22 protein-coding genes and 1 riboswitch are annotated in these 21,429 nt (G+C 44.8%); of the genes, 9 read left to right on the forward strand and 13 right to left on the reverse strand.

What is annotated here, in order from left to right; translation table 11 throughout:
- Positions 1-309: 309 nt before the first annotated feature.
- The 4 genes from BC8716_RS02605 to BC8716_RS02620 form a co-directional block, all read right to left on the reverse strand.
- Complete coding sequence (locus BC8716_RS02605) at positions 310-1,122, reverse strand: histidinol-phosphatase (RefSeq protein WP_094423801.1); 813 nt, start codon at positions 1,120-1,122, stop codon at positions 310-312.
- 111 nt (positions 1,123-1,233) lie between these two features.
- Positions 1,234-2,241 (reverse strand): zinc-binding alcohol dehydrogenase family protein, encoded by a 1,008-nt coding sequence (locus BC8716_RS02610; protein WP_094423802.1) that lies wholly within the window; start codon positions 2,239-2,241, stop codon positions 1,234-1,236.
- A gap of 107 nt (positions 2,242-2,348) precedes the next feature.
- Complete coding sequence (locus tag BC8716_RS02615) at positions 2,349-2,984, reverse strand: peptidylprolyl isomerase (RefSeq protein ID WP_094423803.1); 636 nt, start codon at positions 2,982-2,984, stop codon at positions 2,349-2,351.
- A complete protein-coding gene (locus BC8716_RS02620) occupies positions 2,981-3,766 on the reverse strand; it encodes a hypothetical protein (RefSeq protein ID WP_094423804.1) in 786 nt (261 codons plus the stop codon). Before BC8716_RS02620 ends, BC8716_RS02615 begins: the two co-directional genes overlap by 4 nt.
- Positions 3,767-3,969: 203 nt before the next feature.
- Here BC8716_RS02620 and BC8716_RS02625 point away from each other — a divergent pair, with 203 nt between their 5' ends.
- The 4 genes from BC8716_RS02625 (at position 3,970) to BC8716_RS02640 (ending at position 7,870) form a co-directional block, all read left to right on the forward strand.
- Positions 3,970-5,040, forward strand: coding sequence for a DUF3900 domain-containing protein (locus BC8716_RS02625; protein ID WP_094423805.1), 1,071 nt, complete (start codon positions 3,970-3,972; stop codon positions 5,038-5,040).
- Positions 5,041-5,052: 12 nt separating this feature from the next.
- On the forward strand, positions 5,053-6,141 hold the full coding sequence (locus tag BC8716_RS02630) for a CdaR family transcriptional regulator (RefSeq protein ID WP_094423806.1): 1,089 nt from the start codon (positions 5,053-5,055) through the stop codon (positions 6,139-6,141).
- 250 nt (positions 6,142-6,391) lie between these two features.
- On the forward strand, positions 6,392-7,537 hold the full coding sequence (locus tag BC8716_RS02635) for a glycerate kinase family protein (protein ID WP_094423807.1): 1,146 nt from the start codon (positions 6,392-6,394) through the stop codon (positions 7,535-7,537).
- A 66-nt stretch (positions 7,538-7,603) separates the two neighbouring features.
- A complete protein-coding gene (locus BC8716_RS02640; protein ID WP_094423808.1) occupies positions 7,604-7,870 on the forward strand; it encodes a hypothetical protein in 267 nt (88 codons plus the stop codon).
- Positions 7,871-8,025: 155 nt separating this feature from the next.
- Here the strand turns inward: BC8716_RS02640 and BC8716_RS02645 are convergent, their stop codons facing one another.
- On the reverse strand, positions 8,026-8,478 hold the full coding sequence (locus BC8716_RS02645; RefSeq protein WP_062748051.1) for a flavin reductase family protein: 453 nt from the start codon (positions 8,476-8,478) through the stop codon (positions 8,026-8,028).
- Between the two features lie 365 nt (positions 8,479-8,843).
- On the opposite strand from BC8716_RS02645, the gene map reads away from it, so the two are divergent.
- Positions 8,844-9,608 carry a type I methionyl aminopeptidase gene (gene map, locus BC8716_RS02650; protein ID WP_094423809.1) on the forward strand — a complete coding sequence of 255 codons (765 nt, stop codon included), beginning with the start codon at positions 8,844-8,846 and terminating at the stop codon, positions 9,606-9,608.
- 67 nt (positions 9,609-9,675) lie between these two features.
- Here map and BC8716_RS02655 read toward each other — a convergent pair whose 3' ends face one another.
- Together BC8716_RS02655 and BC8716_RS02660 are read right to left on the reverse strand one after the other, a co-directional pair.
- On the reverse strand, positions 9,676-10,131 hold the full coding sequence (locus tag BC8716_RS02655) for a GNAT family N-acetyltransferase (protein WP_094423810.1): 456 nt from the start codon (positions 10,129-10,131) through the stop codon (positions 9,676-9,678).
- The gene (locus BC8716_RS02660) at positions 10,128-11,408 is read right to left on the reverse strand and encodes an aspartate aminotransferase type Ic (RefSeq protein WP_094423811.1); all 1,281 of its coding nucleotides are present in this window, start codon (positions 11,406-11,408) and stop codon (positions 10,128-10,130) included. Before BC8716_RS02660 ends, BC8716_RS02655 begins: the two co-directional genes overlap by 4 nt.
- Before the next feature lie 333 nt (positions 11,409-11,741).
- Between BC8716_RS02660 and BC8716_RS02665 the strand changes: the two genes are divergently transcribed.
- A complete protein-coding gene (locus BC8716_RS02665; protein ID WP_094423812.1) occupies positions 11,742-12,248 on the forward strand; it encodes a GNAT family N-acetyltransferase in 507 nt (168 codons plus the stop codon).
- Between the two features lie 37 nt (positions 12,249-12,285).
- Here BC8716_RS02665 and BC8716_RS02670 read toward each other — a convergent pair whose 3' ends face one another.
- Positions 12,286-12,633 carry a hypothetical protein gene (locus BC8716_RS02670; RefSeq protein WP_094423813.1) on the reverse strand — a complete coding sequence of 116 codons (348 nt, stop codon included), beginning with the start codon at positions 12,631-12,633 and terminating at the stop codon, positions 12,286-12,288.
- A 174-nt stretch (positions 12,634-12,807) separates the two neighbouring features.
- On the opposite strand from BC8716_RS02670, the gene BC8716_RS02675 reads away from it, so the two are divergent.
- Together BC8716_RS02675 and mgtE are read left to right on the forward strand one after the other, a co-directional pair.
- Positions 12,808-13,272 (forward strand): MarR family winged helix-turn-helix transcriptional regulator, encoded by a 465-nt coding sequence (locus tag BC8716_RS02675; RefSeq protein WP_157730337.1) that lies wholly within the window; start codon positions 12,808-12,810, stop codon positions 13,270-13,272.
- A gap of 228 nt (positions 13,273-13,500) precedes the next feature.
- A riboswitch (M-box (ykoK) riboswitch) is annotated at positions 13,501-13,665 on the forward strand.
- Between the two features lie 212 nt (positions 13,666-13,877).
- Positions 13,878-15,245 (forward strand): magnesium transporter, encoded by a 1,368-nt coding sequence (gene mgtE / locus BC8716_RS02680; protein ID WP_011245592.1) that lies wholly within the window; start codon positions 13,878-13,880, stop codon positions 15,243-15,245.
- Between the two features lie 120 nt (positions 15,246-15,365).
- Here the strand turns inward: mgtE and BC8716_RS02685 are convergent, their stop codons facing one another.
- The 4 genes from BC8716_RS02685 to BC8716_RS02700 all read right to left on the reverse strand — a co-directional run bounded on the left by BC8716_RS02685 (position 15,366) and on the right by BC8716_RS02700 (position 19,297).
- A complete protein-coding gene (locus BC8716_RS02685) occupies positions 15,366-15,965 on the reverse strand; it encodes a response regulator transcription factor (protein WP_094423815.1) in 600 nt (199 codons plus the stop codon).
- Entirely contained in the window at positions 15,962-17,095 is a 1,134-nt protein-coding gene (locus BC8716_RS02690; protein WP_094423816.1) for a sensor histidine kinase, read from the reverse strand. The genes BC8716_RS02685 and BC8716_RS02690 overlap by 4 nt, the downstream gene beginning before the upstream one ends.
- Positions 17,096-17,200: 105 nt before the next feature.
- The gene (desA, locus tag BC8716_RS02695) at positions 17,201-18,229 is read right to left on the reverse strand and encodes a Delta(5) desaturase DesA (protein ID WP_094423817.1); all 1,029 of its coding nucleotides are present in this window, start codon (positions 18,227-18,229) and stop codon (positions 17,201-17,203) included.
- A 183-nt stretch (positions 18,230-18,412) separates the two neighbouring features.
- Positions 18,413-19,297, reverse strand: a complete 885-nt coding sequence (locus BC8716_RS02700; protein ID WP_094423818.1) for an AraC family transcriptional regulator — start codon at positions 19,295-19,297, stop codon at positions 18,413-18,415.
- Positions 19,298-19,435: 138 nt separating this feature from the next.
- Between BC8716_RS02700 and BC8716_RS02705 the strand changes: the two genes are divergently transcribed.
- Positions 19,436-20,737, forward strand: a complete 1,302-nt coding sequence (locus BC8716_RS02705; protein ID WP_094423819.1) for an alpha-glucosidase/alpha-galactosidase — start codon at positions 19,436-19,438, stop codon at positions 20,735-20,737.
- 39 nt (positions 20,738-20,776) lie between these two features.
- On the opposite strand, the gene BC8716_RS02710 is transcribed toward BC8716_RS02705, so the two are convergent.
- Complete coding sequence (locus BC8716_RS02710; protein WP_094423820.1) at positions 20,777-21,388, reverse strand: DedA family protein; 612 nt, start codon at positions 21,386-21,388, stop codon at positions 20,777-20,779.
- Positions 21,389-21,429 lie beyond the last annotated feature (41 nt).

Raw genomic sequence — 21,429 nt, forward strand, 5'->3', positions numbered from 1 at the left:
TGCATAGATTAATGGATTTATTATCCAAATAGATAAAACTTTACACTCATTCCCGGGTTTACCCTCTACTCCCTCCACCGCTCGCTATACGCCCATTAAAAAAGAGCCTACCTTTTAGGCTCTTTCAGACTGTAGACAAACGCTCGCATACTTCGTCGTTTGTCTCGGTCATATGCTCATGAACCCACGTTCTATTCGCATCTTCCCTCGCCTGCACTCCTCGTCTGACAAGCGTTTTCTATCAGTCTGAGTAACAGTTGTCGACTTTGTCGACAACCTCAAAGAGCCTACCTTTTAGGCTCTTTTTGCTTATAAAATCACCGATTTCCGCTCTTTCCCAACAAAGAAAACCATCTCTTTAAATCCAATCTCCTTTAGCATACGCTGAACTTCATGATAATCATCAGCAACACGCTCAGGCGTGTGAGCGTCGGACCCAAATGACACAGACACACCGTAATGGTGGGCTCGCTCTAATATTTCATGGGAAGGATACCAGCCACCACAATCTTTTGTTTTTCCAGACGTATTGACTTCAATTGCGACCTGTTCATCGGCAATCACTTTAAGTGTTTCTTCAATAATGGGCGTTTCAATTGCCGAGAACGCTGGATAAAATCCTTTCATGGCATCAATATGGCCAAGCACTTGAAACATTCCGCTTTTGGCAGATTGTTGAATCAGTCGATAATACGCCTCTTTCACTTCGACACGCTCTGCCTGATTTAACCCTTCCCACCGTCCTTTTCGAAAAATGTTGACCTCGTTTACATAATGGACGGAACCAATAATGTAATCAAAAGGGTATTTCCCATAGACATGTTTGTACAAGTCCTGGTGATCTGGAAAAAAGTCGCTTTCCATTCCTAGTAGGACATGGATTTGCTGCTTGTACTTTTTCTTTAACGCCAGCACTTCCTCGACGTAGTTAGCTAATTCGCTTTTCCCCATCGCAATGCCGGGATACAGCTGGTCTTCGTCGCTGTAAAAATACGGCGAGTGGTCAGCAATGCCAATATAGTCCATCCCTTTTGCAATCGCCGCCTGTATGTAATCTTCTATCTCCCCAAGGGCGTGGCCACAGCGATGGTGGTGGGTATGCAAATCAAATACAACAGTCATCAAATCGCTCCTTTTCTTATTGTGCAGCCTTATTATACAACTTTCCTTTCGGACGGTTTAGCGAAAAAGACCGCCCTTCTTGGCAAAGGACGGATAACGGCCAGTGTATGGTCATTCGTTTATGATCACAAGCTTGCCAATCATGTTTCCTTTTTCTAACAGTCGATGCCCTTCTTTAAGCGTTTCGGCATTCAGCGGTGAAAGCGTTTTTGTCATTGTCTGTTTTAATTCACCACGATCAAACATAGCAGCTATGTCGGCTAACAAGCGATGCTGTTCAATTTGATCTTCTGTTTGGAAGACAGGACGGGTAAACATCAATTCCCAAGAAAAAGTGACGCTTTTCGAACGTATTTTGGTCATATCAAGAGGCCGTTTATTTTCGACGATCGCACAAATGGCGCCTTGAGGCTTGATGCAAGCAGCCATCCCATCCCAATGCTCATTCGTGTCAGCCATGCAGAAAATATAATCAACATCTTTATAGCCAAGCTCTTGAAGTTGAGGAAGCAATTCCTGTTTATGGTTGATCGAATGATGGGCGCCCATGCTTTTGCACCATGCTGCCGTTTCCTGCCTTGAAGCAGTCGCAATGACATTCAGGTTCGCTTTAGCGGCTAATTGGATCGCAATGGAGCCAACGCCTCCAGCTCCGCCAATCAGCAAAATCGATTTCCCTGCATCCCCTTCGCTAATCCGCAGGCGGTCAAACAATGCTTCCCAAGCGGTTATAGACGTTAAAGGCATTGCTGCCGCTTCTGCAAAAGATAACGATTTTGGCTTTGGGCCTACAATTCGTTCATCGACCAGTTGAAATTCGGCATTCGATCCTTGGCGCGTAATATCGCCAGCGTAATAAACTTCATCGCCTACATCAAATAGCACACAGTCTTCGCCTACAGCCTTTACAACTCCGCTAGCATCAAAACCGAGAATGCGGAGCGCCTCCTCCGTTTTGTCTTTAGGAGCTCTTACTTTCGTATCAACAGGATTGACAGACACTGCCTTTACTTCGACTAGCAAATCGCGACCGCTTGGCACGGGGTCTGGTACTTGTTCTTCTACTAAACTTTCCTTGTCATCAATCGGCAAATAGCGGTACAACCCAACTGCTTTCATGTGAACCAGCTCCCTTTTTGAGTTTTAATAAAACCATTCCCAGAAAAGCGAGAAGCAAACATTTGGCTAACTAATAGGAAAATGTACAGAAATGACAGTCGAACTCTCTAGCGCTCAACTGTCATTTTCTTAATCACTTGCTCTTGCCCGGCAACTGGCCTGCCCTCTAGGGCACCACCTGTTTCTGTCTCTGTTTGTTCGGCGATCTCATCGACTACGTCCATGCCTTCAATCACCTTTCCGAAGGCAGCATAGTCGCCATCAAGGTCTAAAGCATCTTCATGCATAATAAAAAACTGGGAGCCGGCTGAATCCGGTTCTTGCGTTCTTGCCATCGAAATGACGCCACGCTCATGGGAGAGGGGGTTATCAATACCATTATTCGAAAACTCACCTTTAATTTCATAACCTGGACCACCTGTGCCATCGCCATTTGGATCGCCACCTTGAATCATAAACCCTGGTATAATCCGATGAAATGTCAGGCCGTCATAAAAACCATCTTCCACAAGCGCGACAAAATTATTGACTGTTTTAGGGGCAATCTCTGGATAAAGTTCTAATTTAACAATGCCGCCATTTTCCATTTCCATTGAGACAATGGGTGTCTCTGTCTCTCCCACAGCAACGTCCGGTGCGCCTTCTTCATTTTGTCCTTGCTTGCTGTCGGTTCCTCCGCACGCTGCAAGCGTCAACAAAAAGAAAGCCGCAATGAACATGCCAATCTGTTTCTTATTTATCACTCATCTTCATCCCCTGTATCGGCAGAGCCTGATTCCTGCTCGTCCGTTTGCTCATATCCGTCTTCTTCTGCTTCCTGCTCAAGGCTCTCTAACTCTTCTTTATCCTCATCAACAACGACGACACGGGCAGCATCTGCTTCCTGTGGTATGGTTTCCTCTACATTCCCTCTCGGCACCACTTCTACGACAAGGCCACTCTCTAAGTCTTGTGATTTTAATGGTTCATATTCATCCTCATCGACAAGCTCTAGTACTTCCGTTGCTACGTCGTAATGAAAACGTGTGCCAGATTCATAATGGCCGTCTTCCCCTAAAACAAAGAATGTGTTTTGCTCTTCATTGACATTCGATACAATTCCTTTAATGGAATATTCTTTTGTTAAAATGACAATTTTTGTCGCTTTCGTTTCTTCTGGCTGTTGAGACGTTGTTGGTTCTCCATACACTTCTACTTCTAGCTCGGGCTTTAGAAAGGACTGGTCGACACGTAAATAATCATTTAAGTGTTTGACATATATTTCCGTTCTTCTATTTATAAGGACATTCATTTGCGGATTTGCGTCTACATCAAACGAAGTGATCGTTGGTGCAGGTTCGCCGTTTTCCCCAGAAACGCCAACGCTTTTGGCGTCTGCATTCGCTTGGTAATCGCCCTCAAATTCGACGTCTACAATCGTCCCTTCCGTTTGAACAACATCATCTTCTGTAAAAGAGATGCCGTCATTTTGTCCGCAGCCTGCCAAACACCATAGCGCACCTACAGCAAACAGGACTTGCTTCAACGCATTTCACACCCCTCTTGCTCCTTTTTACCTAGTATAACCGATTCTATATTTGATGTAGCTGATTCAAGCAGATTTCATTAATATCACACAACCAATTTGACAAAAGCCCATAGTTTGCTATTTCTTTTGGTCGTTGACAGTCACCATGCTATACTGTTTGTTAAACAAAAGCAATCACGATGATTTAATAGGAGTACAATATGGAATTTACCGTTCAATATTTATCTTTTTATGCCGTTCAAGTCGACCATGAGACGGATACAAAACAATATAACCATTACCAAACGTTAGACACCGATGCTTTTGAAAAAAGCCCACTTTCCGCCTTTTTAGAAGGGGAGCTAAAAAAAATCGTCAAACGAAAAGCACAGCACCATCCAAATTCAGACGCAGCGCCGACTAAAATCGGTCGCTTTGTCGCGGAGCCTGGCCATCCTTTAAGCTCTAATCCAAATTATAATCTCTTTCAACGTGCCTTAACGGCCGACTCAGTTGCTGCTTTCCAAAAAGAAAGCGAAGCCTTTGTCAAAACCTATTTACAGACAAGCGCCGTGCGCGGAGGCGTCTTTTTAGTTTGCAAAGCTGTGCCCAAAAAGTATTACAGTGACTTATTTTTATTCGTGCTCAAATGCGATTTTCAGGAAAACGTCGCCACGCTTGCCGATTCCAAAACACTGATTAAAAAAGTCGAACGGGCTATTACAACGAAAAATATGAAATCAATTCAATACCCACATATGATTGAGGAAGGCATGGTGGAACAAGCGGAAGTCAAAATCCACCAGTCTTCCCACGCCCGCTACTTCGAAGATTTTCTTCCTTACGTCGAATATGGAGATTCAATGCCGCAAATTTTGCGGACACAGGTACAAACGATTATGGAAGAACATGCAGAGGAAGCATTTGCCCACTCTGTAGAAGAACGCAACGCTTTCACCGAAAAAATCGAGCTTTGGGCTTCGAGCGAAACGAGAGAGCTGCAAGAACAGTTTTCTACCCATGAAGTGATGGAAGCGTCTGCGCAAATCGCCGAACATGCGCCTGATGCTTCGACACGAATGAAGCTCGGCGATACAGACATTAAAGTGCCCATTGCTGAATTTGGTGAAACCGTCCATTTAGCAAAACTCGGCGACCGTTATGTGCTGCTTGTGGAGGCAGATCAAGTCCAGTTTGATAAACATGTATCGCCAATTGAGTTTTTAAAGCCTGAAGATGTTCAAACTGTGTTTGAGCGCATTAAAGCAAAGTCCTTGTCTGTCCAGCAATAAGGGGGTTTCTACATGTTGACACATGAACTGGCAAATGAAATTGTCACACGGACAATGGACATCGTTCCTTGTAATGTGAACATCATGAATGCAGAAGGGGCCGTGATTGCAAGCGGTGAAAAAAAGCGTCTTTTTAACATTCATTCGATTGCGGTCGACGTTTTGCGAACAGGGAAATCGATCTCTATTAACCCAAATGGCGACTGCCCTCCAGGGACAAAGCCTGGGATCAATTTGCCGATCCGTTTTCAAGGAAAATCAGTCGGCGTCATCGGCATAACGGGGAATCCCTTGGAGGTGGCGCCATATGCTGAGCTCGTACAAATGGCGGCCGAATTGTTAGTCAACCAAGCTTATTTAAGTGAGCAGCTTCGGCAAAACGAACGAATTGCCTATCAGTTACTGCGTGCCTTAGTTGTTGGCGAAGTCGACGACGAGCGTGCTTTTACGGAAAGGCTACAAGCAACTGGTCTTGACTCCCTTTTCCTACCGCTGCGCGTCTGGGCGTTGTCAAAGGCGCATGGGCAAACATTCCCGAAAGAACTCGGCCATTTCTTCCAGTACGAAGAGCGAGGAGAACCATTCTTTTTTGAAACACGGCCTGAAGAAAAACGGTTCGAATCGTTCTTGCATAAAAACAACTGCATTCTAATCGCCACGTCAGGGCCAGTCGCCCATTCCTTCGGCACGGTTGCTTCCTCATGCAACTTAGCCAGTGCAGCACTGTCTCTTTATAAAGAAGATGACTTCTCTGAAAAGCGTCTGCTCTACTTTGAGGAAACAATGCTTGAAGGCCTTGCATTTGAATGGAAAAAATCAGGAACGATTCAACCTTTTTTGGCGCTACTCTCCCCACTGCTCGCATCTAATCAATCTGCTGAACTGCTGGAGACGATCAAACAGTACTTTATTCACAATGGCGATATTAAGAAAATCGCCAATCAGCAATTTGTACACAGCAATACAGTCCACCACCGTTTAAATAAAATCAAGGCGCTGACTGGAAAAAACCCAAAAGTGATTCGTGATTTAACTGATTTGTATATCGCCTGTGTGCTGTACCAATTAAATTGTATGCAAGAACAAGGAAAACTCTTGTAGACGCGTTTCCTTTGTGCTTCGCCACAGTGCTTACAGGCCAGCGTTGCTTTATAATTGTTGTTGTAACCGATTTCAAAAAATTGAATTGAACGCAACAGCGCCTAGCGTAACGGTGAAGTGGAACGTTGCTGACAGTGTAATGCCCCTTCACATGGTCTACTTGGCGCCATTGCATCTCAAAGCGGTGCCCTCGCTAAAGCCCTACAGCGAGGGGCATTTTCCACGATTCCATTCACGAAAGGAGAACACGATGCAAAAAATTTCAATTGCCCCTGATTCGTTTAAAGAAAGCTTGACCGCCCTTCAAGCGGCACAAGCGATTAAAGCAGGATTTAAACGAGTTTTCCCCAATGCTAATTACGAATGCATCCCTATGGCTGACGGAGGAGAGGGAACGGTTCAATCACTTGCCGACGCACTTGGCGCCACAATTCGTACAGCTACTGTAACAGGACCCCTCGGCAACCAAGTCGAAGCAGCCTACGCTTTCGCCAAAAAAGAGCAAGTAGCAGTCATTGAAATGGCGGCAGCGTCTGGCTTGCATCTCGTGCCAAAAGATAAACGCGACCCACGGCAAACAACAACGTTTGGAACAGGCGAGTTAATAAAAGACGCGCTGGAACAGGGCGCCAAACGGATTATTCTCGGCCTAGGCGGCAGCGCCACAAATGATGGCGGCGCAGGTTGTGCACAAGCACTGGGCATCCGCCTCGAAGATGCCGCTGGGAAAGAGCTTCAACAAGGTTGTAGCTCCCTTAGCAAGCTTGCTCGTATTCGTACAGAAACAAAGCACCCCTTGCTTGCGGATGCTTCGCTTGAGATTGCCTGTGATGTCGATAATCCGCTGCTTGGTCCAAAAGGAGCTTCAGCCGTTTATGGCCCGCAAAAAGGTGCTACGGAGGAAATGATCGCAGAAATGGAAAGGGCGCTCTCTCATTATGCAGCCGTCATTGAACAACAGCTCGGCCAATCCGTTCAGCACATTGCTGGCGCTGGCGCAGCAGGTGGTTTAGGAGCAGGATTGCTCGCCTTCTTCCAGCCAAGAATCGAGTCTGGCGTTACGCTCGTTTTAGAAGCAACCGGTTTTCACAAGCGTATTGCTGGTTCAGAGCTGGTCGTGACAGGAGAAGGGCGGCTCGATTCGCAAACCCCTTACGGCAAAACACCAATTGGCGTGGCGAAAGCAGCCAAAGCGCAACAAATCCCTGTTATCGCTGTAGCGGGGCAACTAGGCGATGGTTATGAAGCGATCTTCGACCACGGGATTGACGCAGCCTTTTCTCTTGCCCCAGGCGCGATCCCATTGGCCGACGCAATCGCCAATGGGGCTGCCTACTTAGAAGCCGTTTCAGAGCAAATCGCTCGAACGTACGCACTGGCTTTGGAAAACAACTGAAACGACTAAATGGCATTCTCCCCTTTCTGTTTGCATACGTTGTAAGGAAAGGGGTTGTCTGTTTCTATGGCCATTTTGAGGCACTCATTTAACGCTGTAGCCGGCATCTTAGTTTTTCTCGCGTCCCTTTATTTAAGCTCCCATAATGAAAACGTGGAAGGCGCCCGTCAATTCGCTCCTGCCTACTTGTTGTTATTTGTTGTATGGGTGTGCGGCTTCACCCTCCAATTTCGTCCATCTACACGTCTTACCGGCATTGCGATTACGCTCGTACCACTGTTTTTTTTGTTGTTTTCCTTTTTCTTTCATATTGAACGAGGCGGGCTTTTTTGACGATAGGAAGCAGGAAACAAAATAGAAAAAAAGGGTTCTGACTGTTCAATCAAAACCCTTTCCCATTTTTTCATTTATCCTGTGCATCCAGTCTGCTAAAAAGAGAGCCGTTTCCATTTATACTCCACATCAAGCCCCCGGCTACCGCTTGTACGTTAGATTTTTTTATACTTTCCTTCGTAATAGACAAGCGGCTCTCGGTCCGTAACGAGCACATCTCTCACTTTGCCGAAAAACAACGTGTGGTCACCTTGCACGACAGTATCGTGAACATCACAGGCAATTGTCGCAATCGCCCCTTTTATCGCGGGAATGCCTGCAAACTCGCTAAAGTCGACATGGGCCAACTCTTTTTGCCCTGCAAAATGCATAGACAAGTCTTCATGGCCTGTGGCCAATATATTGACCGAATAATTTCCGGATTGTTCGATAATCGGTTTCATTCTTGCTTTATTAGCAATTGAAACGACAATCAACTTCGGCTCTAGGGAAACAGACATAAATGCATTTGCTGTCATGCCATGGTTGTCATTTTCCCACTTCGTCAATACAACAGTGACGCCTGTAGCGAACTTTCCCATCGCCGCTTTAAACAAACGATCATCCATCGATATAACCTCCTCTAGCGCCAATTGCTGTATACGCCTTTCTTTCCAATCCATAATAGCCAGAAAGATTTAAACTTTGCAAGGATAAGGTCTTCTGCATTTATACACCAATTGTTTAGGGAAACCCGCCCTTCTTCTTTCAGGCAACACTCGTTGCCTGCTACACTTACGTGTATGCAACATACAGGCCATTTACAACTCGTTTAAGAATTTACAAACATCGTTTTCGTTCCCACAAAATTGGCAAAAGCACCCTCTCTGCTACCTACTTTTGCAAAAATGCGTTACACTAGTGAAGAATGCATTAATGTTGAGAACGTGCCCAACCATAAGCACATATGTTAAGAAAGAAAGTAGGCGATACGATGATAACACTTAAATCGAAGCGTGAAATTGCGCTAATGCATGAAGCGGGGAAATTGCTAGCCGACTGCCATAAAGAAATTGCGAAACGGATCAAACCTGGAGTGACAACAGAAGAAATTGACCACTTCGTTGAATCCTACTTAAAAAAACACGGCGCAACCCCGGAACAAAAAGGCTATAACGGTTATAAATACGCCACGTGCGCATCAATCAATGATGAAATTTGCCATGGGTTCCCACGAAAACAGCCTTTAAATGAAGGGGATATTGTCACGATTGACTCTGTTTTTAACCTTAATGGCGCCCTTGCCGATTCAGCTTGGACTTACGCGGTGGGGAATGTATCCAAACAAGCTTCAGATTTGATGAAAATTACCCATGAAGCCCTTTACAAAGGGATTGAACAAGCACACGTAGGCAACCGCCTAGGCGACATCGGTTACGCGATCCAATCTCATGTGGAGCAAGCAGGCTATTCCGTTGTCCGCGACTTCACTGGCCATGGAATCGGACCAACGTTGCATGAGCCGCCACAAGTGCTCCATTTTGGTGCTCAAGGTAAAGGACTGCGCTTACGAGAAGGAATGGTCATTACGATCGAACCGATGGTAAACATCGGCAAGTACAACAGCACGCTTGATGCTAACGGTTGGACAGCGCGGACAGTTGACGGCACATTGTCTGCCCAATACGAGCACACGGTCGCGATCACAAAAGACGGCCCATTGCTATTGACCGACCAACAAGAAGAACGCCCGTTTTAGTCTGATAATACGATTGACTTTGTCGATAACACAAAAAAGGCAGCTAAATTCGCTGCCTTTTTTACATCTATAAGTCTTGCGACAAGCGGATCATATCGACACATGGCAAACCGTTCTCTTCAATAGGCTCTTCGTAATGACGCACAAAGAAATCACGGTCCACATGAGTGATGCGAAACCCGCATTTTTGATAAAGCATTAATTGGCTCGCTCCTGAGTTCCCTGTCCCTACTTCAATTGTTTTATACCCTGCTTTTTTGGCAGTTGCAACCGCATGAGACACAAGCTGTTTCCCAATTTTTTTGCCTTGGTGAGCCTCTTCTACAGCGACGTTGACAAGTTCAACCGTATCTGGACGGGTCGGCACTAACACATATTCGCCAATAATCGTGCCTTCTTCATCCTCTGCTACATAGCATGTGCCACGCCGGCAATAGTCTTGGACAAGTTTTTCAGACGGGTCTGCCAAAAGCAAGAGTGTCCATGGCAACGGTTCGCCCGCTTTTAGCTTCCTAATTTTCATGCAGCTAACAACTTTTCCACAGAAGCCAGTTCTACACAGACAGACACGACTTCCATTGCTTTTTTCAACTCTTCAACAGACGGAAATGTTGGTGCAATCCGAATGTTGCGGTCACGCGGGTCTTTTCCATAAGGGAATGTTGCTCCAGCGCCTGTCAAAATAACACCGGCTTCTCTTGCCAAAGAGACAACGCGCTTTGCACAGCCATCTAGCGTGTCAAGGCTAATAAAATAGCCTCCTTGCGGTTCGGACCACTCGGCAATGCCTTTTCCGCCCAACTCCTCTGTTAGTGTGCGGTTGACTTGATCAAATTTTGGTTTGATCAGTTGGGCATGTTGTTTCATAAGTTCGCCAACGCCGCCAATTTGCTCAAAAAAGCGAACATGGCGAAGCTGGTTGATTTTATCGTATCCGATCGTTTGCACTGACAGCTGCTTTTTAGCGTAAGCAAGGTTGGCTTCTGAGCTAACGAAGGCAGAAATGCCTGCTCCAGGAAACGTCACTTTCGATGTGGATGCAAACATATAAACGCGATCAGGGTAGCCAGCCTGTGCACAAGCAGCAAAAATATCGGCAAGTTCATCTGGTGTGTCTGTCAAATGGTGAAACGCGTAGGCATTGTCCCAAAAAATGCGGAAATCTTCAGCTTTGGTTTTCAATGCAGCTAGACGTTGAACAGTTTCATTTGAATAAGTGACTCCACTAGGATTGCTATATTTAGGCACGCACCAAATGCCCTTAATCGTTTCATCGTTGGCCACAAGTGCCTCTACTTGGTCCATATCCGGCCCTTCGGCGGTCATATGAACGACAATCATATCGATATTAAATAATTCACAAATGGCAAAATGGCGGTCATATCCAGGGGATGGGCATAAAAATTTCACTTTCGGCAGCTTTCCCCACGGCGTCTGCCCCTCTCCTGTCCCAAACAACATTGCCCGGGCGACTGCGTCATGCATGAGGGATAAGCTCGAATTGCCGCCGACAAATACGTTGCTTGCTTGTACGCCAAGCAACTCGCCAAAAAGCGCCTTTGCTTCGGGAATTCCATCCAGTTGGCCATAATTGCGAATATCGCCATTGTCGTCAGCTTTCACGTCTACTTCCGATAAAGCATGGAGGAGGCCATGTGAAAGGTCAAGCTGTTCTGGCCCAGGTTTTCCCCTTGACATATCAAGCTGTATGTTTTCCATTTTGTACATGTTGTATTGCTTTTCCAACTCTTCTTTTCTTAACTCAAGTTCCGCCGTCGACAAATTTTTCAAATCGCTCATGCTGTCCAACTCTCCTCGTTTTAGCTTCTATCTATTTCATTGTAGACCAGCTTTATTCAAATGTTCAACTACATGATGACACTTTTATCAAAATCGAAAAATGAAAGAGCGATTGGGGCATTTTAATTGGGGGAGACTAGGCAAAGGCCGGCGATGATTAAATTAACGTGTACAACGTTTCCATTAAGATCAGCTATGACATTAAAATAGAGCTTGGCAAACGCCTACTAGATGCCTTGCTTTTCCAACACAGCTATGGTATTTTTAGAGCGCTTTTTCATAGCCTGTTCCCTTAGGCTTGACGTATTCCCTAATAGAGTGGAGTGAGATGCAATGATTCGCCAAGGCACACTGAACGATTTGCCACAAATCGAGCAAATCGCCATCGATGCAACCAAGCAAATGAACTTAGAAGGCAGCGATCAATGGACAAGCGCCTATCCTACAGCTGCCCATTTTCAGGAAGACATCGAACAAGGCACTCTTTATGTTTATCTAGAAAACGCGAGGATTGTTGGTTCCATTTCAATTGATCAAAGCTTTCCAGTTGAATTTAACGGGTCCCAATTAAGCTGGCAAACGAAACACGAAACAGCCGGAACGTTTCATCGTTTAGTTGTTGACCCAGCTGCACACCAAAGTGGTGTTGCTGTAAAATTAGTTCAGTTCGCCGAATCATTGTGCCGAGAGCAAGGCTTGACTTCTTTGAAAATGGATACATACTCGAAAAACAAGAAAGCGCAAAAGCTGTTTGCCAAACTCGGGTATAAACCAGTCGGAACATTTTACTATCCGAATAAAAAAGACCCGTTTTTTGCTTATGAAAAAGCATTAACATGAATCTAGCAAAAACAAAAAAAGAAGGGCGCCCCTTCTTTTAATGCTTTTCCAATTTACTCATATCTAGCTCGTAGTCGCCCTCTTCTGATTTAGCTGGTTTAGCGTTAAAGATGCTGTCGCGGTTAATGTTCAACTTCTCTGCTGCACGGTCAGCGTAAGGGTCGATCAACTCCGTATCTTCATTCAATACGAATTCCAGTGCATTGATTTGCGTGCGCAAACGTTGCATCGTCCGGTCTAGGTAAATGTACACTTGCTGCTCATGTTGGCTCATGTTTTTAAAACTTTGTTCGTCGACTTTCATTTCTTTAACCTTATTAATACACTTGCCCAATTCTTCTCTTAAAATATTACGTTGTTCTTTTACGGTTAGTACGCTTCTCATTTCTGTCATCCTTTCAGAATGCCATTAGTTTTTGGGAAAGCCCATGGTGCATTTACTACAGTATAAATGTTTTATTCAAAAATATCAGCTCATTGCAGACATTTCCTCATAGATTTACAAAAATCCGTAATTGACAGCTACCAAGAGCTGCGTTATTATAATTTCTAATTCGAGATGGTTAATTTCGAGGTGAATCCATTGAACCAAAGCCAAACAGACTCGCTGAAGCTGTTCACGGTGATGACGAAAGCGCTTCAGTCTGTGCGCATAAAAGCGATTGCCGATATTAAAAAACACGGTTTTAATCCAACAGAATTTGCCGTGCTAGAGTTGCTTTATTCAAAAGGCGAACAACCTGTCCAAAAAATTGGCGAAAAAGTGTTGATTGCTAGCAGCAGCATTACCTATGTCGTTGATAAGCTTGAAAAAAAGGGGATGATTGTCCGCAAGCCATGCCCAACGGATCGGCGTGTGACGTTTGTTTCCCTTACAGAAAAAGGGCATGATTGGATGGCTGACATCTTTCCCCGCCATGCGGAAGCGATCGACACCATCTTTGCTTCCCTTGACGAGGCGGAAAAACGCCAGCTCATTGAACAATTAAAGAAAATCGGTTACTATGCCGCTCAACTTCCTTGATAGGGGGCGGCATGAAAGCCCGCTTTTCCAAACACTCACAGCAACACCCCGTTCCTCGTCAAGACTTGTCTTTCTGCCACGTTCGTTTGCGCAAAGTGGTTCTCTGCTTTCTTTTCCTGTTCTCGCTTTCTCATTCATTACAATTTCCATCGCCTTTTCCGATTTTCAACAAAGAAACGATTGACATTGCCGCTTAACAGTTGTAAAGTGAAGCATGCAAGAAAACGATATATTCCTCGTTAGGTGAGGCTCCTGTGCAGGAGATACGCTGCTACCCAAAAATGTCCAAAGACGCCAATGGGTCAACAGAAACCATCGACATAAGGTGGTTTTTAATGTAGCTGGCAATAGCCTATGCCGCACAGTGCTAAAGCTCTACGAATGGAGGCTATTTTACGCATGCGCGTTTATTCGCGTTTATTTATCATGTGTTCGAACACCTCCATAGAGGTGTTTTTTCATTTTCTTAAAAAGGTGGTGGTGTGGGATGGATAGTTTGCCCAATCCGAGGTTAGGCTGTTATCGAATGATCATAAAAAAAATAATGGAGAGGGTTCCTCCTGCACCACAAGGAAGCAGCCCTCTCGTTTAGGGGAGGGATACACATGGATCAATTAAAAACCGATCGGAAACGAAATGAATATAAAAAACAAATCGTCAAACACCTCGTCTCCCGGAATCTCCGCGCTTTTCGGGAAACCTTTCTAGAGCTTCATCCCGCAGACCAAGTCGAGTTGTTCCATGAAATTGAAGTGGCACAACAAAAGCAAGTTCTGCTATTTTTAAGCCCAGCGGAATTCGCCGATTTGTTTGAAGGACTTGAGCTTGAAGACCAGCTCACGGTATTCCAAGGCCTCAGCTATCAATACGCTGTTTCGATGTTCAATAACATGTCTGCCGACGATGTTGCCGACTTTCTCGCTGAAATTGAACCGGAACGAGCTAAAGACATTTTAAGTTCCATGGATATGGAAGAGGCAAAACGAGTCGAAGAACTGATGGCCTATGCGCCAAAAACAGCTGGCGCGATAATGACTAAAGAATTTGTGCGCTTGTCCGTCGAATCAACAGCCAAGGAAGTCATTGAGGAACTTCGTGAATCAGCACCGGATGCGGAAACGATCTATTATTTATACGTGGTTGACAAAGACCAACGTCTTGCTGGCGTTGTCTCATTACGTGACCTCATTATCGCCGTCCCAGAAATGACGGTTGACGAGATTATGAGCACACAAGTCGTATCAGTCAACGAAAATGAAGACCAAGAAGACGTTGCCCGCCTTATCCAAGAATACGACTTTCTCGCCGTTCCAGTCGTAACGCCAGACAAGCGCCTCGTCGGCATTATTACCGTCGATGACGTGATGGACGTCCTTGAGGAAGAAATTACGGAAGACTTTGGCGAGTTTACCGCTTCCCGGGGCGCCACCGACTTGTCGTTGACCGCCTTTACCGCCGCCAAAAAACGGGCGCCTTGGCTGATCCTCCTCATGTTTTTTGGCTTGATTACGGCTAATATTATTGGTCAGTTTGAACAAACACTCGAGCAAGTCGTCTTACTGGCAGCGTTTATGCCGATGTTAATGGGAACGGCCGGCAACACTGGCACACAGTCACTCGCTGTAGCCGTCCGCGGGATTGCCACCGGCTCGTTTGAGCGGGGCGGCGTTATGAAAACAGTGAAGCGGGAACTTGGTACAGGCATTATGCTTGGCATTACATGCATGATTGTCCTTATGGGCATTATTAGTTTGTTTTACAAAGGGAATTTCTTGCTTGCTTTTATTGTCGGCATCTCCCTTTTCTTTGCCTTAAGCGTCGCGGCCGTCATTGGCGCTACCGTCCCTATCATTATCAACAAGCTGAAAATCGACCCTGCCGTTGCGTCCGGCCCGTTCATTACCACAATGAACGACATCGTCAGTTTGCTGATTTATTTTACAGTCGCGACGACATTGATTGACAAACTGTAAAAACAATCTAGGTTTCTGCTTTTTCAAATGTCGAGTGGAAATGAGCGTGACAACAACTTACCGTCCTGATCCAGGGCGGTTCTTTTTATCCTTTTCGCCCCTAATGCGGCTCCTGTTCTGCTATCTTAACCAGCCTTTTTTCTTGTAGTACGAAATCGCTTCAATCCGGTTGCCGACTTCGAGTTTATCGAGAATAACCGACACGTAATTACGCACCGTTCCGTTTGTTATCTTCAGCTCGTCAGCAATTTGCTGGGTCGTGCGTCCTTCAGCAATAAGCTTAAGGACTTGCTCTTCTCGCTCCGTAAGTGGCGTTTCATTGTGGTAGACCATATCAATCAATTCAGGTGCGTACACTCTACGCCCATCCATAATCGTCCGTATCGCAGCAGCCAAATCTTCACTTGGACTATCTTTTAGCAAGTACCCCTCAACACCTGCTCGCCGAGCCCGTTCAAAGTAGCCTGGCTGTGCAAAGGTGGTCAACACCATGACTCGACAGGAGTGGTCTTTCAGTTCATAAGCAGCATCTAACCCATCCATGACAGGCATTTCAATATCCATAATACATATATTCGGGTTTAACGCTTTAACCAATTTAATCGCTTCTTCGCCGTTGTGCGCCTTACCAACCACTTTCATATCAGCTTCAAAATCAAGAAGCGCTCCCAGAGCCCCTAACATCATTTGTTGGTCTTCAGCTATGACAATTTCAATCATTGTACACTTCCTCCGTCTTTTTCACCGGTAACTGGAACACGCATAGCCACCAAGAATCCGTCTTGCGACTCGTAATGCAAGTCCCCATTAATAAATTCTAGCCTTTCTTTCATTCCTTGGAGCCCGCCCTGTTTCGCATCTGTCTTGCCAGTGAGGCCGTTTCCATTGTCTTTTATCTCCATGCAAAACTCTGTCGGTGTCTGGGCAAATGTAATCGTACACCTATCCGCTCCGCTATGTTTCACGATGTTGGTGACCGCTTCTTTAAGGCACATACAAAGAACATTCTCGAGAAGAGGTGGTTTTTTCAACAATGCATCATCTTCCCCTTTTATCTTCAACTCCACTTCCGCCGCCGTAAGAATTTCTTTTATCCGTTCTATTTCATCACTTAAGCGGCTACGTTTTATATCAGATACAATCTCTCTCACCTCATTAAGAGTGGTTCGGGCGATCTTTTGAATTTCCTGTAGCTCTATATTGGTTTTTTCCTGATCGATCGGTAGCCACTTTCTCGCCAAGTCACTTTTAATACCGATCAACGAAAGCTTTTGGCCAAGCGTATCATGGAGATCACGGGCAATTCGCTGCCGTTCTTCCGCTAATAACAGTTGTGCTATTTTTTCATTCGCTGTCTCAAGCTGACTTTCAAGTCGCTCCCGTTTATGGCGGTTCGAAATGGTAAACGGCAATAAAAGAACGCCAATTAACGCAATGGCTATAAACGGGAACTGGACGATAAACGTCTCATTCTGAATGTTAAAGCCAATCGTTGTGGCAGCGGCCGTAGTCGTTACATGTGCAGCATATAAAGCAAAGAACCCTTTTCTGTTTTGTACATTCCCGATGAAAAAAGCCAAAAACAAAGCAAAATAAATATATCCAAAATAAACCGTCATCCCAATGTTAATGGCCATTTCAATTGCCACCGACACGTACATCGTCCAGCCTTTTTTAATGAAAGACAGTCGGTATGTCGTAAAAAACAGCATGATCATAATGCTGCCGATTGTAATTTCAATAAACGTTGCCGATGAAATCACAAAATAAAAGGGCAAGACACAAAAGATAATCCAAACATAGAGGCTTAAGCCCGTATTTTTAGGAAAAATATGAAACCAATTTTGCACTGTATTCCCTCCTTGCTCTAGTATACCAAGTAGCGCGTTGAATAGCCTTCCCTGCAAACAAAAAAGGCTATTCTAATCGAACATTAGATAGCCTACACGGATTCATTATAAGGAGCGATGGGCCGCCAGCTTCATCTTTCTCATCTTTTTAAAGTCTCCAAAACTAACGAACGTCTTATTCTTCTCATCAAACAAGCGAAACTTTAGTGACGCTAAACTTGTCGCAAGGGTGATCGTTGTTGCTTTTTGTAATGGTACAACTTGTTGGTGTGTCTTTTCCAGATTGTAATTTGGCACTTTAGGGCTTAAATGATGGACATGGTGGAAGCCAATGTTACCCGTTATCCACTGTAATGGCTTTGGCAACTTGTAATAAGAGCTGCCCTCCACAGCCGCCTTTACAAAATCCCATTCGGCTTCATTTTCAAAATAGGAATCTTCAAACTGATGCTGAACATAGAAAAGCCAAATGCCGGCTGCACCCGCAATAAACATAAGCGGCCCTTGCACTAAAAGAAACGCTTCCCAACCAAGCAACCAAATGCCGACTGCGTATAGCGCAACTATTGCAACATTGGTGACATGCGTATTGAGACGCTCCTTACGTTTCGCCCCTCTTTTATTCAAACGATTTTCAATTAAAAACAAATAGAGTGGCCCAAGCCCAAACATGATAAGCGGGTTACGGTATAACCTGTACGCTGTTTTTTTCCAGATGGAGGCTTGTTCATACTCCTCAATCGTTAACAACCAAATATCGCCTGTGCCTCTCTTATCGAGATTTCCGCTAGTCGCATGGTGCATCGCATGGCTCCGCTTCCACTTTTCAAAAGGGAAATGAGTAATGATGCCCAAAAATGTCCCTAGCACCCGATTGGCCTTGGCGTGTTTAAAAAAAGAACCATGTGTACAGTCGTGGAAAATAATAAACAACCTAACAACAAATCCACCGCCTATTACCGAGAAAAGCAGCGACAGCCAAATAGACAGAGACAGGCTTTGATAAGCAGCCACCCATAGAAATGCTAGTGGAAATACCGTGTTACAAAGTTGCAGAAGACCAGCTCTTGTATCTGCTTGCGCGAATGTCGCAGCTTTACGCTTAAGGTTCATTTGTTTCGTTTGGCTCTTCATGGCTCACTCCTCCAATTATTCTGTATGGATTCATGATATAAAAATCAATCAGCCATTTACAGTCACATCTGTCAGGAGCGTTACATGACAAATGTCATGTAGGTTAGGAAGGTTTGACAAAAGCCCACTACCCCATTTAAATGCCAAACATAAGAACAATTATCGAAATAGAAATCATGGTTTTTACCACTCTGTGACAATGTAATCAATTAAATGATTGTCTTCATTTTTACGAAATTTGCTAGCAGATACGCCGACCGTCTTTTTAAATACTTTTGTAAAATAATTGGGGTCATCCATTCCGACTTGGTGAGCCACTTCCGCAATCGTGTCATCGGTTTGCGCTAGCAAAGATGCCGCTTTTTTAATGCGAATAATCGTCACATAGTTCATTGGCGTAATGTTTAATTCTGTCTTAAACTGCTTAATAAAATAATATTTCGACCAGCCTGCTTCTTGTGCGATTTCCTCTAATGTCAGCGGTCTTGCATAGTTCGCTTCAATATAACGAATCGCTCTTGCAAGGGGTTCTTTTACTACTTGTTTCGGAGGAACTTCTAGAAAGCGGAAACACGACAGCATAAATTCATACGCTTTTTGCGAGCCTGTATAGGAGTCTTGGATTTCTCCAGCTGCCGTTTCGGCATACAATTTAAACAAACGGCGGATTGGTTCGCTGTCTTTTTGCAAGGAAAACACAGGCCCGTACTTGTTCTCCATATGCTTTTGCATTCGCAACGCTTCTTTTCCTTCGATCGTGACATAAAGAAATTCCCACGGCTCTGTCTCATCTTCTGGATAGTAATAACAATGGGCACTTGGCAACGAAACGAAAAAAGCTTGGCCCGCTTCCACTTTATAAAATGTTCCTTCGTGGACCAATTCCCCGTAGCCTGAAAGCGTATATTGAAACACAATTTTTTCTCGTTCCATCCGTTTCGTGCCATCCCAACGATAAGCTTGATCGGTTTGTGTTTCCCAACCAATATTCCATAAATTCATGACAAACGGATAAGGCTGTTCCTGAAAACGAAAGCCATAGGAAACGTTTTCATTCGATTTTGGCATTGCGCTCCCCCCTTTTTCCCAGTATAAAGACAACCGTCATGAAAGCGCAATATTATCCATAAATCAAACAGCAATTTTCTACTGTTTTTACCGCTGCCTCACTATACTATGGATAAACGGAACAAAGGGGGAAACGCCATGAAAAAGATTACGTTTATCGGCGCAGGCAGCACCATTTTTGCGAAAAATGTACTCGGTGATTGCATGCACGTGCCAGCGCTGCAACAATTTGAATTTGCGCTTTATGATATTGACAAGCAGCGGCTTTCGGAATCACAGACATTGCTTACACACTTAAAAAATAATTTAAACTCAACGATCACAATAAAAGCTTATGACGACCGCAAAGAAGCGCTGCGCGGCGCCTCGTATGTCATTAACGCCATTCAAGTTGGCGGCTATAAACCAAGCACAGTCATTGACTTTGAAATCCCTAAAAAGTACGGCCTGCGCCAAACAATCGGTGACACTATCGGAATTGGCGGCTTGTTCCGGTCATTGCGTACCATCCCAGTTTTGCTTGATATTGCCCAAGACATTGAAGAAGTGGCGCCAAACGCTTGGTTTTTAAACTATTCGAACCCAATGGCTGTCTTAACTGGCACGCTTTCACGCTACACAAACGTGCAAAATGTTGGCCTTTGCCATAGCGTTCAAGTGTGTACACGTGACTTATTTAAACATCTTGGGATGGACCATACAGGGATTGAGGAAAAAATTGCTGGCATTAACCATGTTGCTTGGCTCCTTGAAGTGAAAAAAGACGGCCAAGACTTATATCCTGAAATCAAACGGCGCGCCAAAGAGAAAAACAAAGAAAAACACCACGATATGGTACGTTTTCAGCTAATGGAACGGTTTGGCTACTATGTGACCGAGTCTTCCGAGCACAATGCCGAATACCATCCGTATTTCATTAAATCAGCCTATCCTGAGCTGATCGACGACCTCAATATCCCTTTAGATGAATACCCACGGCGCTGTGTCAGCCAAATTGAAAGATGGGAGCAAATGAAGCAAGACCTTGTCGACAATGCACAAATTACCCATGAACGTTCGATTGAATATGGATCTCGAATCATCGAAGCGATGGAGACAGGTGAGACATTTATGTTCGGTGGAAATGTTCTCAATACAGGTGGCTTAATCGCCAATCTTCCTGATAAAGCGTGTGTAGAAGTTCCATGCGTTGCCAATCGTTCCGGCATTACGCCTACCTATGTTGGCGAGCTTCCAGAGCAACTAGCTGCTCTAAACAGGACGAACATTAATACACAGTTATTAACGATTGAAGCGGCAATAACAAAAAAACGCGAACATATTTACCATGCTGCCATGCTCGACCCGCATACGTCTTCCGAACTGTCCATCGATGACATTGTTAGCTTATGCGACGATTTAATCGAAGCACATGGCAATTATTTGCCTGAATACCGATAATGCAAAAGACGCGATTTGCAACATGCAAAATCGCGTCTTTTATTTCCTTTTCGTGCGCAAGCGAATATACCATAGTAGGATCGCTATCCCAGCAATCGCTATTCCTACATAAACGACATCTGAAAAGACACTCATCGCTTCAACAATATCATGCCAGTTCTCACCAACAGAAGCCCCTAAATGAACAAGAATGGTATTCCAAACAGCTGTGCCAAGTGTCGTTAAACAAATAAATAGCCAAATGTTCATACCTGACATACCAGCTGGAATCGATATTAAACTACGGATAAGGGGAATCAGGCGACAGAACAACACCGTCCACGGACCATAGCGATCAAACCAACGATCAGCCTTCTGTACATCCTCTTTCGTCAATCGCAATACATGGCCGTACCGGTCAATCAGCGCTTCCATCCGCTTCACATCAAGCCATTTGCCAACGGCAAACAAAATGAGCGCTCCGCACAACGAGCCGCCTGTAGCAGCGAGGACGACCCCTGTTTTACTTAGTTCCGTTTGCTGCGTCATAAACCCGCCAAATGTCAAAATCACTTCCGACGGAATCGGCGGAAACACATTTTCCAATGCAATCAACGCGAAAATTCCCAAATAACCGAATTGTTCCATCAGTTGAAGCAGCCATTCTTCCACTTCATCTCCTCCATCTCGTTCCTTCCTAAAAAAGTATAGCA

Source organism: Shouchella clausii (assembly GCF_002250115.1).
GTDB lineage: Bacteria > Bacillota > Bacilli > Bacillales > Bacillaceae_D > Shouchella > Shouchella clausii.